This window comes from Serratia rubidaea (assembly GCF_016026735.1).
GTDB lineage: Bacteria > Pseudomonadota > Gammaproteobacteria > Enterobacterales > Enterobacteriaceae > Serratia_B > Serratia_B rubidaea.
On record NZ_CP065640.1, the window covers coordinates 1,845,357 to 1,860,251 of the forward strand.

7 protein-coding genes, 1 tRNA gene and 3 rRNA genes are annotated in these 14,895 nt (G+C 53.3%); 7 read left to right on the forward strand and 4 right to left on the reverse strand.

Annotated elements, in window-relative coordinates; all coding sequences use genetic code 11:
* The first annotated feature begins 78 nt into the window (after positions 1-78).
* From I6G83_RS08465 to rrf, 4 genes are all read left to right on the forward strand, one after another.
* Positions 79-1,620, forward strand: a 16S ribosomal RNA gene (locus tag I6G83_RS08465).
* Positions 1,621-1,707: 87 nt separating this feature from the next.
* Positions 1,708-1,783 (forward strand) — tRNA-Glu (locus tag I6G83_RS08470).
* A 217-nt stretch (positions 1,784-2,000) separates the two neighbouring features.
* A 23S ribosomal RNA gene (locus tag I6G83_RS08475) occupies positions 2,001-4,909 on the forward strand.
* Between the two features lie 103 nt (positions 4,910-5,012).
* A 5S ribosomal RNA gene (gene rrf / locus I6G83_RS08480) occupies positions 5,013-5,128 on the forward strand.
* Together the 16S, 23S and 5S rRNA genes with 1 tRNA gene alongside form the textbook arrangement of a ribosomal RNA operon.
* A gap of 299 nt (positions 5,129-5,427) precedes the next feature.
* Here the strand turns inward: rrf and actP are convergent.
* The 3 genes from actP to acs all read right to left on the reverse strand — a co-directional run bounded on the left by actP (position 5,428) and on the right by acs (position 9,535).
* On the reverse strand, positions 5,428-7,077 hold the full coding sequence (gene actP / locus I6G83_RS08485) for a cation/acetate symporter ActP (protein WP_054307537.1): 1,650 nt from the start codon (positions 7,075-7,077) through the stop codon (positions 5,428-5,430).
* Positions 7,074-7,385 carry a DUF485 domain-containing protein gene (locus I6G83_RS08490; RefSeq protein ID WP_015344244.1) on the reverse strand — a complete coding sequence of 104 codons (312 nt, stop codon included), beginning with the start codon at positions 7,383-7,385 and terminating at the stop codon, positions 7,074-7,076. Before I6G83_RS08490 ends, actP begins: the two co-directional genes overlap by 4 nt.
* A 191-nt stretch (positions 7,386-7,576) precedes the next feature.
* Positions 7,577-9,535 carry an acetate--CoA ligase gene (gene acs, locus I6G83_RS08495; RefSeq protein ID WP_062779126.1) on the reverse strand — a complete coding sequence of 653 codons (1,959 nt, stop codon included), beginning with the start codon at positions 9,533-9,535 and terminating at the stop codon, positions 7,577-7,579.
* Between the two features lie 885 nt (positions 9,536-10,420).
* Here acs and gltP point away from each other — a divergent pair.
* From gltP to I6G83_RS08510, 3 genes are all read left to right on the forward strand, one after another.
* On the forward strand, positions 10,421-11,737 hold the full coding sequence (gltP, locus tag I6G83_RS08500) for a glutamate/aspartate:proton symporter GltP (RefSeq protein ID WP_054307477.1): 1,317 nt from the start codon (positions 10,421-10,423) through the stop codon (positions 11,735-11,737).
* A gap of 383 nt (positions 11,738-12,120) precedes the next feature.
* A complete protein-coding gene (locus I6G83_RS08505) occupies positions 12,121-12,768 on the forward strand; it encodes a carbonic anhydrase (protein WP_054307478.1) in 648 nt (215 codons plus the stop codon).
* On the forward strand, positions 12,746-14,218 hold the full coding sequence (locus tag I6G83_RS08510) for a SulP family inorganic anion transporter (RefSeq protein ID WP_054307479.1): 1,473 nt from the start codon (positions 12,746-12,748) through the stop codon (positions 14,216-14,218). Before I6G83_RS08505 ends, I6G83_RS08510 begins: the two co-directional genes overlap by 23 nt.
* A gap of 119 nt (positions 14,219-14,337) precedes the next feature.
* On the opposite strand, the gene I6G83_RS08515 is transcribed toward I6G83_RS08510, so the two are convergent.
* On the reverse strand, positions 14,338-14,571 hold the full coding sequence (locus tag I6G83_RS08515) for a hypothetical protein (RefSeq protein ID WP_054307480.1): 234 nt from the start codon (positions 14,569-14,571) through the stop codon (positions 14,338-14,340).
* Positions 14,572-14,895 lie beyond the last annotated feature (324 nt).

Consider the following 14,895-nt stretch of genomic DNA (forward strand, 5'->3'; position numbering starts at 1 on the left):
TTGAAGAGTGACTAACTGAAGTAAAATTCATGCAGTAAATCTTTGAGCAACAGCTATTAACTTAGCGAATCAAGCTTTTAATTGAAGAGTTTGATCATGGCTCAGATTGAACGCTGGCGGCAGGCCTAACACATGCAAGTCGAGCGGCAGCGGGAGGAAGCTTGCTTCCTCGCCGGCGAGCGGCGGACGGGTGAGTAATGTCTGGGGATCTGCCCGATGGAGGGGGATAACCACTGGAAACGGTGGCTAATACCGCATAACGTCGCAAGACCAAAGTGGGGGACCTTCGGGCCTCACACCATCGGATGAACCCAGATGGGATTAGCTAGTAGGTGGGGTAATGGCTCACCTAGGCGACGATCCCTAGCTGGTCTGAGAGGATGACCAGCCACACTGGAACTGAGACACGGTCCAGACTCCTACGGGAGGCAGCAGTGGGGAATATTGCACAATGGGCGCAAGCCTGATGCAGCCATGCCGCGTGTGTGAAGAAGGCCTTCGGGTTGTAAAGCACTTTCAGCGAGGAGGAAGGTGGTGAACTTAATACGTTCATCAATTGACGTTACTCGCAGAAGAAGCACCGGCTAACTCCGTGCCAGCAGCCGCGGTAATACGGAGGGTGCAAGCGTTAATCGGAATTACTGGGCGTAAAGCGCACGCAGGCGGTTTGTTAAGTCAGATGTGAAATCCCCGAGCTTAACTTGGGAACTGCATTTGAAACTGGCAAGCTAGAGTCTCGTAGAGGGGGGTAGAATTCCAGGTGTAGCGGTGAAATGCGTAGAGATCTGGAGGAATACCGGTGGCGAAGGCGGCCCCCTGGACGAAGACTGACGCTCAGGTGCGAAAGCGTGGGGAGCAAACAGGATTAGATACCCTGGTAGTCCACGCCGTAAACGATGTCGATTTGGAGGTTGTGCCCTTGAGGCGTGGCTTCCGGAGCTAACGCGTTAAATCGACCGCCTGGGGAGTACGGCCGCAAGGTTAAAACTCAAATGAATTGACGGGGGCCCGCACAAGCGGTGGAGCATGTGGTTTAATTCGATGCAACGCGAAGAACCTTACCTACTCTTGACATCCAGAGAACTTTCCAGAGATGGATTGGTGCCTTCGGGAACTCTGAGACAGGTGCTGCATGGCTGTCGTCAGCTCGTGTTGTGAAATGTTGGGTTAAGTCCCGCAACGAGCGCAACCCTTATCCTTTGTTGCCAGCGGTTCGGCCGGGAACTCAAAGGAGACTGCCAGTGATAAACTGGAGGAAGGTGGGGATGACGTCAAGTCATCATGGCCCTTACGAGTAGGGCTACACACGTGCTACAATGGCGTATACAAAGAGAAGCGAACCTGCGAGGGCAAGCGGACCTCATAAAGTACGTCGTAGTCCGGATTGGAGTCTGCAACTCGACTCCATGAAGTCGGAATCGCTAGTAATCGTAGATCAGAATGCTACGGTGAATACGTTCCCGGGCCTTGTACACACCGCCCGTCACACCATGGGAGTGGGTTGCAAAAGAAGTAGGTAGCTTAACCTTCGGGAGGGCGCTTACCACTTTGTGATTCATGACTGGGGTGAAGTCGTAACAAGGTAACCGTAGGGGAACCTGCGGTTGGATCACCTCCTTACCTAAAGATATCCTGACTGTGCAGTGTCCACACAGATTGTCTGATGAAAAGAACGAGCAAAGCGTCTGCGAAGCCGACATATTCAGTGTCCCCTTCGTCTAGAGGCCTAGGACACCGCCCTTTCACGGCGGTAACAGGGGTTCGAATCCCCTAGGGGACGCCACTTGCTGATATCGGGTGAAAGACGGTATCAAACGATATCTCAAAACTGACTTGCGAGTCATGTTTGAGATATTTGCTCTTTAACAATCTGGAACAAGCTGAAAATTGAAACATGACGGCTGAAACTTGTCCCTCCGTAGAAGTTTGGGATAAGGAGTAACCTGTCATAGAGTCTCTCAAATGTTTGCAACGCGAAGTGAAACATCTTCGGGTTGTGAGGTTAAGTGACTAAGCGTACACGGTGGATGCCTAGGCAGTCAGAGGCGATGAAGGGCGTGCTAATCTGCGAAAAGCGTCGGTAAGGTGATATGAACCGTTATAACCGACGATACCCGAATGGGGAAACCCAGTGTGTTTCGACACACTATCCTGTCATGAATACATAGTGGCAGGAGGCGAACCGGGGGAACTGAAACATCTAAGTACCCCGAGGAAAAGAAATCAACCGAGATTCCCCCAGTAGCGGCGAGCGAACGGGGAACAGCCCAGAACCTGAATCGGCTTGTGTGTCAGTGGAAGCGTCTGGAAAGTCGCACAGTAAAGGGTGATAGTCCCGTACACGAAGATGCACAGGTCGTGAGTTCGATGAGTAGGGCGGGACACGTGTTATCCTGTCTGAATATGGGGGGACCATCCTCCAAGGCTAAATACTCCTGACTGACCGATAGTGAACCAGTACCGTGAGGGAAAGGCGAAAAGAACCCCGGCGAGGGGAGTGAAATAGAACCTGAAACCGTGTACGTACAAGCAGTGGGAGCATCCTTCGGGGTGTGACTGCGTACCTTTTGTATAATGGGTCAGCGACTTATATTTTGTAGCAAGGTTAACCGAATAGGGGAGCCGTAGGGAAACCGAGTCTTAACTGGGCGTCTAGTTGCAAGGTATAGACCCGAAACCCGGTGATCTAGCCATGGGCAGGTTGAAGGTTGGGTAACACTAACTGGAGGACCGAACCGACTAATGTTGAAAAATTAGCGGATGACTTGTGGCTGGGGGTGAAAGGCCAATCAAACCGGGAGATAGCTGGTTCTCCCCGAAAGCTATTTAGGTAGCGCCTCGTGAACTCATCTTCGGGGGTAGAGCACTGTTTCGGCTAGGGGGCCATCCCGGCTTACCAAACCGATGCAAACTCCGAATACCGAAGAATGTTATCACGGGAGACACACGGCGGGTGCTAACGTCCGTCGTGAAGAGGGAAACAACCCAGACCGCCAGCTAAGGTCCCAAAGTCATGGTTAAGTGGGAAACGATGTGGGAAGGCACAGACAGCCAGGATGTTGGCTTAGAAGCAGCCATCATTTAAAGAAAGCGTAATAGCTCACTGGTCGAGTCGGCCTGCGCGGAAGATGTAACGGGGCTAAACCATGCACCGAAGCTGCGGCAGCGACGCTTAGGCGTTGTTGGGTAGGGGAGCGTTCTGTAAGCCGTTGAAGGTGGCCTGCGAGGGTTGCTGGAGGTATCAGAAGTGCGAATGCTGACATAAGTAACGATAAAGCGGGTGAAAAACCCGCTCGCCGGAAGACCAAGGGTTCCTGTCCAACGTTAATCGGGGCAGGGTGAGTCGACCCCTAAGGCGAGGCTGAAAAGCGTAGTCGATGGGAAACAGGTTAATATTCCTGTACTTGGTGTTACTGCGAAGGGGGGACGGAGAAGGCTAGGCTAGCCGAGCGACGGTTGTCTCGGTTTAAGCGTGTAGGGGGAGTGACCTGGTAAATCCGGTCGCTTGTTAACCCTGAGGCGTGATGACGATGCACTACGGTGCAGAAGTAGTTGATGCCAAGCTTCCAGGAAAAGCCTCTAAGCTCCAGGTAACACGAAATCGTACCCCAAACCGACACAGGTGGTCAGGTAGAGAATACCAAGGCGCTTGAGAGAACTCGGGTGAAGGAACTAGGCAAAATGGTGCCGTAACTTCGGGAGAAGGCACGCTGGCGCGTAGGTGAAGTCCCTTGCGGATGGAGCTGAAGCCAGTCGCAGATACCAGCTGGCTGCAACTGTTTAATAAAAACACAGCACTGTGCAAACACGAAAGTGGACGTATACGGTGTGACGCCTGCCCGGTGCCGGAAGGTTAATTGATGGGGTTATCCGTAAGGAGAAGCTCTTGATCGAAGCCCCGGTAAACGGCGGCCGTAACTATAACGGTCCTAAGGTAGCGAAATTCCTTGTCGGGTAAGTTCCGACCTGCACGAATGGCGTAATGATGGCCAGGCTGTCTCCACCCGAGACTCAGTGAAATTGAACTCGCTGTGAAGATGCAGTGTACCCGCGGCAAGACGGAAAGACCCCGTGAACCTTTACTATAGCTTGACACTGAACATTGAGCCTTGATGTGTAGGATAGGTGGGAGGCTTTGAAGTGTGGACGCCAGTCTGCATGGAGCCATCCTTGAAATACCACCCTTTAATGTTTGATGTTCTAACTCTGCCCCATAATCTGGGGTGAGGACAGTGTCTGGTGGGTAGTTTGACTGGGGCGGTCTCCTCCCAAAGAGTAACGGAGGAGCACGAAGGTTAGCTAATCACGGTCGGACATCGTGAGGTTAGTGCAAAGGCATAAGCTAGCTTGACTGCGAGAGTGACGGCTCGAGCAGGTGCGAAAGCAGGTCTTAGTGATCCGGTGGTTCTGAATGGAAGGGCCATCGCTCAACGGATAAAAGGTACTCCGGGGATAACAGGCTGATACCGCCCAAGAGTTCATATCGACGGCGGTGTTTGGCACCTCGATGTCGGCTCATCACATCCTGGGGCTGAAGTAGGTCCCAAGGGTATGGCTGTTCGCCATTTAAAGTGGTACGCGAGCTGGGTTTAGAACGTCGTGAGACAGTTCGGTCCCTATCTGCCGTGGGCGTTGGAAGATTGAGAGGGGTTGCTCCTAGTACGAGAGGACCGGAGTGAACGCACCACTGGTGTTCGGGTTGTCATGCCAATGGCACTGCCCGGTAGCTAAGTGCGGAAAAGATAAGCGCTGAAAGCATCTAAGCGCGAAACTTGCCTCAAGATGAGTCTTCCCTGGGACCTTGAGTCCCCTGAAGGAACGTTTAAGACTAAGACGTTGATAGGCTGGGTGTGTAAGTGCAGCGATGCATTGAGCTAACCAGTACTAATGAACCGTGAGGCTTAACCTTACAACACCGAAGGTGTTTTAGAGAGACGGGTTGATATTTTCAGCGAAGTTCCGAGATTGGTTCTGATGGCTACGGAGTAGCGGTCGGGATAAAACAGAATTTGCCTGGCGGCAATAGCGCGGTGGTCCCACCTGACCCCATGCCGAACTCAGAAGTGAAACGCCGTAGCGCCGATGGTAGTGTGGGGTCTCCCCATGCGAGAGTAGGACACTGCCAGGCATCAAATAAAACAAAAAGCCCCGTGCATCAGCGCGGGGCTTTTTGTTTTGTCTGTTGGCAGGTGTTCTGCTCGAGCATGACATGCGACAAAGGCGCGATAGCGCGTTTGAACGCCGCTTGCGGCGGCCCCGCAGGGGCGAGGCTCGAAGAGCCGAGTAAAGTAGGACACTGCCAGGCATCAAATAAAGTAGAAAGCCTCATGCGAAAGCATGAGGCTTTTTGCGTTTCTGCATTATTCATCCGTATCTTGGCCTTATCGGCCACTAAAAAGGCCCCGCAGGGCCTTTGCATGCTACCGATTAATGAGAACTTCCCTGGGAAATCCCCAACCCGGTTTGTGAACGAACAAACTGGGAACGGAAGCGTTCACGCTCCTGCTGACCGGTGAGGGAACTGTCGGTGACTGAGAACAGCCAGGTACCGATAAAGGCAACGATCATGGAGAACAGCGCCGGGTACTCATAGGGGTAGATGGCTTTTTCATGGCCCAGAATTTCTACCCAGATAGTCGGCCCCAGAATCATCAGGATCACCGCGGTCAACAGGCCGAGCCAGCCGCCGACCATGGCGCCGCGGGTTGTCAGACGTGACCAGTACATGGAGAGGATGATTATCGGGAAGTTACAGCTGGCGGCAATGGAGAAGGCCAGCCCGACCATAAAGGCAATGTTTTGCTTCTCGAACAGGATCCCCAAGCCAATGGCGACGATCCCCAGCAGCACCACGGTAATTTTTGAAACCCGCAGCTCTTCTCTCTCGGTCGCCTTGCCGTTTTTGACCACGCTGGCATACAGATCGTGCGAGACCGCGGAAGCACCGGCCAGCGTCAGGCCAGCCACGACAGCCAGAATGGTGGCGAACGCGACGGCCGAGATAAAGCCGAGGAAGAAATTACCGCCAACCGCATTGGCCAAGTGCACCGCCGCCATGTTGGTGCCGCCAAGCAGTGCGCCGGTGGCGTCTTTAAAGGCCGGGTTAGCGCTGACCAGCAAGATGGCGCCAAAACCGATAATAAAGGTCAGAATATAGAAGTAGCCGATAAAACCGGTGGCATAGAACACGCTTTTCCGCGCCTCTTTGGCATCGCTGACGGTAAAGAAACGCATCAGGATATGCGGCAGGCCGGCGGTGCCGAACATTAACGCCAGCCCCAGTGAGAGAGCCGATATCGGGTCAGAGACCAGCCCGCCGGGGCTCATAATGTCGCTCCCCTTCGGATGCACCTTCACGGCTTCGGCAAACAGCGTATTGAAGTCAAAATTGACCGACTTCATCACCATCAACGCCATAAAGCTGGCGCCGGCCAGCAGCAGAACGGCTTTGATTATCTGCACCCAGGTAGTGGCCAACATCCCGCCGAACAGCACGTACAATACCATCAGGATACCGACCAGAATCACCGCGACGTGGTAGTTCAGCCCGAACAGCAGCTCGATCAGTTTGCCGGCGCCGACCATCTGGGCGATCAGATAGAGCGCGACCACCACCAGAGAACCGCAGGCCGATAGCATACGAATCGGTTTTTGCTGCAGCCGGTAGGATGCGACATCGGCAAAGGTATAGCGCCCCAGGTTACGCAGCCGTTCGGCGATCAGGAACAGAATAATCGGCCAGCCAATCAGAAAACCGATGGAATAGATCAGCCCGTCGTAGCCGGAGGTATACACCAACGCGGAAATCCCAAGAAACGAAGCCGCGGACATAAAGTCGCCGGCGATCGCCAGTCCGTTTTGAAAGCCGGTGATACGGCCGCCGGCGGTATAGTAGTCCTGGCGGGAGCGGGTGCGTTTGGAGGCCCAGTAAGTGATATACAGCGTCGCGCCGACAAACAGGACAAACATCACGATGGCCTGCATATTTAACGGCTGGCGTTGTACCTCGCCGCTGATGGCCTCGGCATTCACCAGCGTCGGCAGCAGCAGGGCGGCAATGGCAAGTATGTACCTCATTGTTTCACCTCACGCAGAATCTCTGCCGTCAGGCGGTCAAACTCGCCGTTGGCACGGAACACGTAGATACCGGTCAGGACAAAAGAGATGACGATTAATCCAACGCCGACGGGGATGCCGCGCGTGATGGTAGAACCGGCGGCGATGGGGGTGCCCAGCCACTGTGGGGCGAAGGCGATCAGTAAGATAAAGCCGACGTATAACGCCAGCGTGATTAACGACAGCAGCCAGGCGAAACGGCCACGTTTGCGCACTAGCTCCTTAAAGCGCGGATTTTGTTCAATTCCCTGGTAGATGGTGTCATTCATTGTCTGTCTCCAAAAGGCATTGACTGCGAACGCCGCGCTATATCCGCAGCCTTTCAGGACATCAACGTCTGTTCCGGCGCCAGCTTCAGACTGAGACCGGGGAATTCATTCAGACGCAGACTGCAACCTGAACACTTTCGGAGATAGCGGCCGCCGGCCGGACATGCGCCGGCGGCCGGGAACGGCAAAAATTAGGATGGTACTTTCATTGATTGTTTTTCTTCCAACAGCTTATCGACCACCGCCGGATCCGCCAGCGTTGAGGTATCACCCAGGTTGCTGGTATCGCCGGCGGCAATTTTGCGCAGGATACGCCGCATGATTTTGCCGGAGCGGGTCTTAGGCAGTGAGTCGGTCCAGTGCAGGATATCCGGCGTCGCGATCGGCCCTATCTCTTTACGCACCCAGTTGCGTACTTCGGTATAGAGCTCTGGCGTCGGTTCTTCGCCGTGATTCAGCGTGATGTAAGCGTAAATCGCCTGGCCTTTAATATTATGTGGGATACCGACCACTGCGGCTTCGGCGATTTTCGGGTGGGCAACCAGCGCCGATTCGATCTCCGCCGTTCCCAGACGGTGGCCGGACACGTTCAGCACATCATCGACGCGGCCGGTGATCCAGTAGTAGCCGTCTTCGTCGCGTCGTGCTCCGTCACCGCTGAAGTACATACCCTTAAAGGTCGAGAAATAGGTCTGTTCAAAGCGCGCGTGGTCGCCAAACAGCGTACGCGCCTGACCGGGCCAGGAGTCGACCATCACCAGGTTGCCTTCGCAGGCGCCTTCCTGAGGCGTACCGGCGTTGTCGACCAGCGCCGGCTGTACGCCGAAGAACGGCTTCGTGGCGGAACCGGCCTTCAGTTCGGTGGCGCCGGGCAGCGGGGTGATCATAAAGCCGCCGGTTTCGGTCTGCCACCAGGTGTCCATGATTGGGCATTGGCCGTTGCCTATCTTTTCGTAGTACCACTCCCAGGCTTCCGGGTTAATCGGTTCGCCCACCGAGCCCATAATGCGCAGCGAGTCGCGTTGGGTACCTTCAATCGCCTTGTCGCCTTCCGCCATCAGCGCACGGATCGCCGTTGGCGCGGTATACAGAATATTGACCTGATGCTTGTCGATAACCTGCGACAGGCGGTTAACGCCAGGGTAATTCGGCACGCCTTCAAACATCAGGGTAATGGCGCCGCAGGCCAGCGGGCCATACAGTAAATAGCTGTGGCCGGTGACCCAGCCGACGTCGGCGGTGCACCAGTAAACGTCGCCATCGTGGTAGTCGAAGACGTATTTGAAGGTCATCGCCGCATAGACCAGATAGCCGCCGGTGGTGTGCAGTACGCCCTTCGGCTTACCGGTCGAACCGGAGGTATAGAGGATAAACAGCGGATCTTCAGCATTCATCTCTTCCGGCGGGCACTCGGCAGACACGCCGGCGGTCAGCTCGTGCCACCACAGATCGCGCCCTTCCTGCCAGTAACCGGGCTTGCCGGTACGCTGGAAGACCACCACGTTGTCGACGCTGGTTACGCCCGGGTTTTTCAGGGCATCATCCACATTCTTTTTCAATGGCACCGAGCGACCGGCGCGCAGGCCTTCATCGGCGGTGATCACCAGGCGGGCGTTGGAGTCGATGATACGCCCGGCTACCGCTTCCGGAGAGAAGCCGCCAAAGATCACCGAGTGCACCGCCCCGATGCGGGCGCAGGCCAGCATCGCAACCGCCGCCTCTGGCACCATGGGCATATAGATCGCCACCACGTCGCCTTTTTTCACCCCCAGGCCTTTGAGCACGTTGGCGAACTGGCACACATCGTGATGCAGTTGTTTATAGGTCACATGCTTGGACTGGTCCGGATCGTCACCTTCCCAGATAATGGCGGTTTGATCGCCGCGGGTGGCCAGGTGGCGATCCAGACAGTTGGCTGCCAGGTTGAGGGTACCGTCTTCAAACCAGCGGATGCTGATGTTCCCCGGTGCGAAAGAGGTGTTTTTTACCTGAGTATAAGGCTTGATCCAGTCAACAATCTTGCCGTGCTCTCCCCAGAAGGCGGCCGGGTCTTGCACCGACTGCTGATAATACTGCTGGTATTGTGCCGGGCTAATCAGGGCATGTTCCGCAATTGCGGCAGGAATCGTATGTTTGTGCAGTTGGCTCATGGCTTTTACTCCTTGTTATAAGTTGTTAATAATATGTCAACTGATGGTTAAGTATAGTTTGCTATGATTCTTTGTTTCTTTTTTGCGCGATAGATCACGCAACGAAGATATTGATTTGTAATAGTTACTGGCGGATTGACGGCTAGATCTGCGAGGTTAGGGGAGCTTTCCGAAAGAGTTGACAGTTTTTGACAATAACCCCGTCCTCAAAATAACGAAAAGACATAAAGAAAGACTGGTTAACAACGCCGTGCGATATTGCTTTGAGCAAAGCTAAAACTGTTTTGTAATAATATGTAGATTAATATTCCTATCCGGTATTAATTAGCTATAAATTCGCTGAGTTGTCTTTCCTTAAAAACTCAATGCAAAGTAATAGTAAAATCACCGCAAGGTATGCAAGAAATCCGGCAGTATCTATAGGGGCTCACCTCTTTGGATAATCACTAATTACCCGCGTTAGCAAATGCAATTTATTGTTTTATTATTAGAAATTGTAAGCCGGTGTAAACGGAAGGAAGTTCCAGTCATACGCCTAAATATGCATATTACGTGATGAGTCACGCATTTCCTTATTGCCGTTAAATTGAACGATTTGTTTGTTTTATGGCTTAATCTATAGTGAATTATGTATTTAATAACAACAAATTATGTTAATGGAAACTTTTTGGAAGCTCGTTTTTCCCGCTGCGACGCGCTTTTTGCTGGTGAAACAAGGCTTGCAGAGCATGGGCTTCAGATGGTACAGATTTAACCCGCGACACTGACAGGGCAAGTGAACGTTACATTAAATTAACATAAATCTGTATTGAATTGATTAAGTATTCCATCTGGAGTTGTTGGTAAAAAATACTCCGGAGGAATGCTTTGAGGACTTTTTTGGGTATGAGAAGTGTGAAAATCAGCCTTGCTTGGCAAATCTTGATTGCGTTGTTTTTAGGGGTTGCTGTTGGTGCGATCCTGCATAACCAAACGGAATCCCGCGAATGGTTTGTTAATAATATTCTTAGCCCCGCCGGGAATATTTTTATCAGCCTGATTAAAATGATTGTCGTGCCAATTGTTATTTCGACGTTAGTCGTCGGCATTGCCGGCGTCGGCGATGCGAAGAAACTGGGCCGCATCGGGTTGAAAACCATTCTCTATTTTGAGGTGATTACCACCATCGCAATTGTGGTCGGGCTGACGCTGGCGAATGTGTTCCAACCTGGTCACGGTATCGATATGTCGACGTTGACCACCGTGGATATTTCCCAGTATGAAAAAACCACTGAGCAGGTGCAGAGTGGCTCTCACAGCCTGGTGAGCACCATTTTGTCGCTGATCCCGTCCAACGTATTCGCATCGATGGCTAAAGGCGACATGCTGCCGATTATCTTCTTCTCGGTGCTGTTCGGTCTGGGCCTCTCTTCTCTGCCGAAGGAAACGAAAGAGCCGCTGCTGAACGTCTTTAAAGCGGTGTCTGAAACCATGTTCAAAGTGACGCACATGATTATGCGCTATGCGCCGGTCGGGGTCTTTGGCCTGATTGCGGTAACCGTCGCGAACTTTGGTTTTGCCTCGTTGCTGCCGCTCGCCAAGCTGGTGCTACTGGTGTACGTGGCCATCATCTTCTTTGCACTGGTGGTGCTCGGAACGGTGGCGCGGATGTGCAAACTGCGTATTTGGACGCTTATCCGCATCCTGAAAGACGAGCTTATTCTGGCCTATTCCACCGCCAGCTCGGAAACGGTGCTGCCGCGCATTATTGAAAAAATGGAAGCCTACGGCGCGCCGAAGTCGATCACCAGCTTTGTGGTGCCGACCGGCTACTCGTTTAACCTGGATGGCTCTACGCTGTACCAGAGCATTGCCGCCATCTTTATTGCGCAGCTCTATGGCATTGAGTTGTCAATTGGTCAGGAAATCGTGCTGGTGCTGACGTTGATGGTAACGTCAAAAGGCATTGCCGGTGTGCCGGGCGTCTCCTTCGTGGTACTGCTGGCGACGCTGGGCAGCGTAGGGATCCCGCTGGAAGGCCTGGCCTTTATCGCCGGCGTTGACCGTATTCTGGATATGGCGCGTACGGCGCTGAACGTTGTCGGTAATGCGTTGGCCGTGTTGGTGGTTGCCAAGTGGGAGCGCCAGTTCGACCGCAGTAAAGCGCTGGCCTATGAGAAAGAATTCCTCTCTGGCAAAGTTAAAACAGCAAGACAATCTTAATATTGGACTTCGCTAATTATTAAAAAAGCCCGCCATTGGCGGGCTTTTTTTATGTCTTAACGCCGGTGTTGACCTCCCGAGTGTAAAGTTTCTTCAGTAAGCGCTTACTTTAGTTTTTTAATACTGCGGTATCATTTTTTTATCTTTATAAATCATTGTGATTAGAGGGTGTTGTCAAAAGTTCCCGCTTTTTTTTACTTGCCTTAATCTTCTCCGGCTCTATTTTTAATAAAGGATTAGCCTTCTTGTGGGACGATCCTGCATGACATGAAAACGTCATGTATTAGCTTCAAGCCTTTATCGACATCATAAGTTTTTTTTATGTTATTGGCCCTGGGCGGGTAGGTGAAAGCCTGTTTGTCCCCAACAGAGAGAAGCATGCTGTGACAATACTCAAACCCCTATTAGCCAGGAATCGCAGCTGGGCGTTGCAACAGCGCCAGCGCAATCCTCATTACTTCCGTAAGCATGTCGCCGGTCAGCAGCCACACGCGCTGTGGATAGGTTGTTCCGATAGCCGGGTTCCGGCGGAGGTGCTGACCGGCGCACACCCGGGTGAACTGTTTGTACACCGTAATATCGCCAATATGGTGTTACAGGATGACGATAGCCTGATGAGCGTATTGCAGTACGCGTTGGACTATCTGCACGTCTCCGCGATCGTACTGTGCGGCCACTATGGCTGCGGCGGCGTACAGGCCGCCGTTAATCTGCCCGATCTGCCGCTGTCGCAGGAGAACAGCGCATTGGCCAGGCGCCTGAAACATCTGCGTCAGTCGCTGGCGAGCGAACTGCCGCAGTATCAGCAGAGTGAAGAGGAAGAAGCGCAGCGCTTGAACCGCGTGATCGACGCGCACGTGGTGACCCAGTTTGCCCATCTTGTCGACTGTCCGCCGGTGCAACAGGTTTGGCGACAGGGCCGCCCGCTGGATGTATTTGGCTGCGTTTATGATTTGCATGAAGGGCACCTGAAGGAGCTGATTCATCAGGACAGTGCGGAGGTGCGTGATGAGCTTAAGCACTCTGCGTAATGATATTCCCGCAGGGATCGTCGTGTTTTTGGTGGCGTTACCGCTCAGTCTGGGCATTGCGCAGGCGAGTGGCGTGCCGCCGTTTGTCGGATTACTGACCGGTGTGATTGGTGGTCTGGTGGTCACGCTGCTTAGTCCGTCGCGTTATGCGGTTAGCGGGCCGGCGGCCGGATTGGTGACCATTATTGTCGGAGCGATGGAAACGCTCGGATCGTTTTCTCTGCTGCTGGTGGCGCTGATCATGGCGGGGGTACTACAGCTGATTTTCGGTTTGCTGCGCGCCGGACGCTTTATTTCATTGGTGCCCGGGACGGTGATCCAGGGCATGCTGGCGGCGATTGGCCTGTTGCTGATCATGCAACAGATACCGGTTGCGTTGGGTTATCAGGGCGAAGAAAGCCTGTCAGGGCTGCTGAGCGCCGGGAGCCAACTGCTGTCTCCGGCTTCCATCGTCGTGGCGTTGGGCGCGCTGTTTATTCTGTGGGCCTGGACGACGAAACCGGTGAAGCGCATCAAAATGATGACCTATATTCCCGGGCCGCTGGTGGCCGTACTGTGGGGCGGTTTGGCCGTGGTATTCGGCGAACGCCTGATGCCGGAATTTATGGGTAATATCGCGCGTATTGCTTTGCCCAAGTTCGACAGCGTCGACGAATTGGGCGCACAGCTCAGCCGGCCGGACTGGCAGGGCGCCTGGCGCAACCCTTCCGTGTATGTGATCGCGGTGACGCTGGCGCTGGTGGCTAGCCTGGAAACCCTGCTCAGCCAGGAAGCGTTGAAAAAGCTCAAATCGCAGACGCCGTCGCCGTCGCCGGATAAAGAAATGCGCGCGCAGGGCGTCGGGAATATGCTGAGCGGATTTTTGGGCGGTTTGCCGATTACCGCCGTTATCGTGCGCAGTTCGGTCAACGTCAATGCGGGAGCGCGCAGTAAAGTGTCTATTTTACTGCACGGCGTGCTACTGCTGCTGTGCGGCGTGTTCTTCAGCGATCTGCTGAATGTTATTCCGCTGGCGAGCCTGGCGGCGGTGCTGCTGTATACCGGTTATAAACTGGCCTCCCCGGCGTTGTTTGCCGTGCAGTGGCGGATGGGACTGGCGCATTTCGTTCCGTTTATCGTCACCGTTGGCGGGATTATTGTCTTCGGCATGCTGGCGGGGATCGCGATTGGTCTGATGGCGCAGGTTCTGTGCAGCACGTATAAAAGCCATCACAATGCGCTGCAGCTGGCGCAGTATGACGATCACTATGTGGTGCGCTTTCACCAGAATCTGACCTTCCTGCATAATCCGCGGCTGCAGAGCCTGCTGGCGCAAATTCCGGATAACTGCGTCGTGATTGCAGAATGCGATAATGCGGAATATATCGATCCTGACGTGCGCGCCATGCTGGCGGACTTTGGCGCCAGTGCGGCAACGCGCGGTATTACGCTGAACCGCTGGCCGGTGTAGGCGGATACAGTGATAACGGCATCAGGAGCCTGTTAACCGGGCTGCAGTGGGTTACATCGTGTTAAACAGAAAACCCCAGGCTACGTTTTGCGCAGCCTGGGGTTTGCTTACCGTTCAGCTTACTTGGCTGGACGACGACCGAAGATGCCGCCGAAGATGCCGCTCAGCACGGACAGGCCAGCTTCGATCACTTCACCGATGCCGTTACCCAGGTTGGCAGCTGCGTCTTTAGCGCCTTTGATGCCAAAGTTTTCGATCAGCGCACCGATGCCGTTGCCTAATGCTTTTGCTGCATCAGCAATTGGACCTGCGCCAGAAACGTCCTGTAATTCGACTTTATTTAATTCTCTCATATTCATCATCCTTTTATATGACAGGTTTATATTTTTAACGTGAAGAAATAAATGGCATCCAAATTAAATTGGCCGGCCAAGCTATTCCGCCGACTACTCTTATCCAATGGGGAATTAAAATCAACAGAAAATACCGCGCGCATGATATTTTATGATGATTCCTGATATATGGTTGGAAATGTCCTTGTTTTTCGCTCGGTGACAAATGTGCTTTGTATTTATTTCTGGACTTTAAAACATCCTGCCGGTTATATTTTATATAAATATCACGTTAGATGATGGTTTTGTGTTGACGATCTGTTTTTTATAATCTGTGGTTATACT

What these genes read in the sequence shown, in the direction of transcription:
- actP (WP_054307537.1), bottom strand. Translation starts at nt 7,077, where the DNA reads ATGAGGTACATACTTGCCATTGCCGCCCTGCTGCTGCCGACGCTGGTG.
- I6G83_RS08490 (WP_015344244.1), bottom strand. Translation starts at nt 7,385, where the DNA reads ATGAATGACACCATCTACCAGGGAATTGAACAAAATCCGCGCTTTAAG.
- acs (WP_062779126.1), bottom strand. Translation starts at nt 9,535, where the DNA reads ATGAGCCAACTGCACAAACATACGATTCCTGCCGCAATTGCGGAACAT.
- gltP (WP_054307477.1), top strand. Translation starts at nt 10,421, where the DNA reads ATGAGAAGTGTGAAAATCAGCCTTGCTTGGCAAATCTTGATTGCGTTG.
- I6G83_RS08510 (WP_054307479.1), top strand. Translation starts at nt 12,746, where the DNA reads ATGAGCTTAAGCACTCTGCGTAATGATATTCCCGCAGGGATCGTCGTG.
- I6G83_RS08515 (WP_054307480.1), bottom strand. Translation starts at nt 14,571, where the DNA reads ATGAGAGAATTAAATAAAGTCGAATTACAGGACGTTTCTGGCGCAGGT.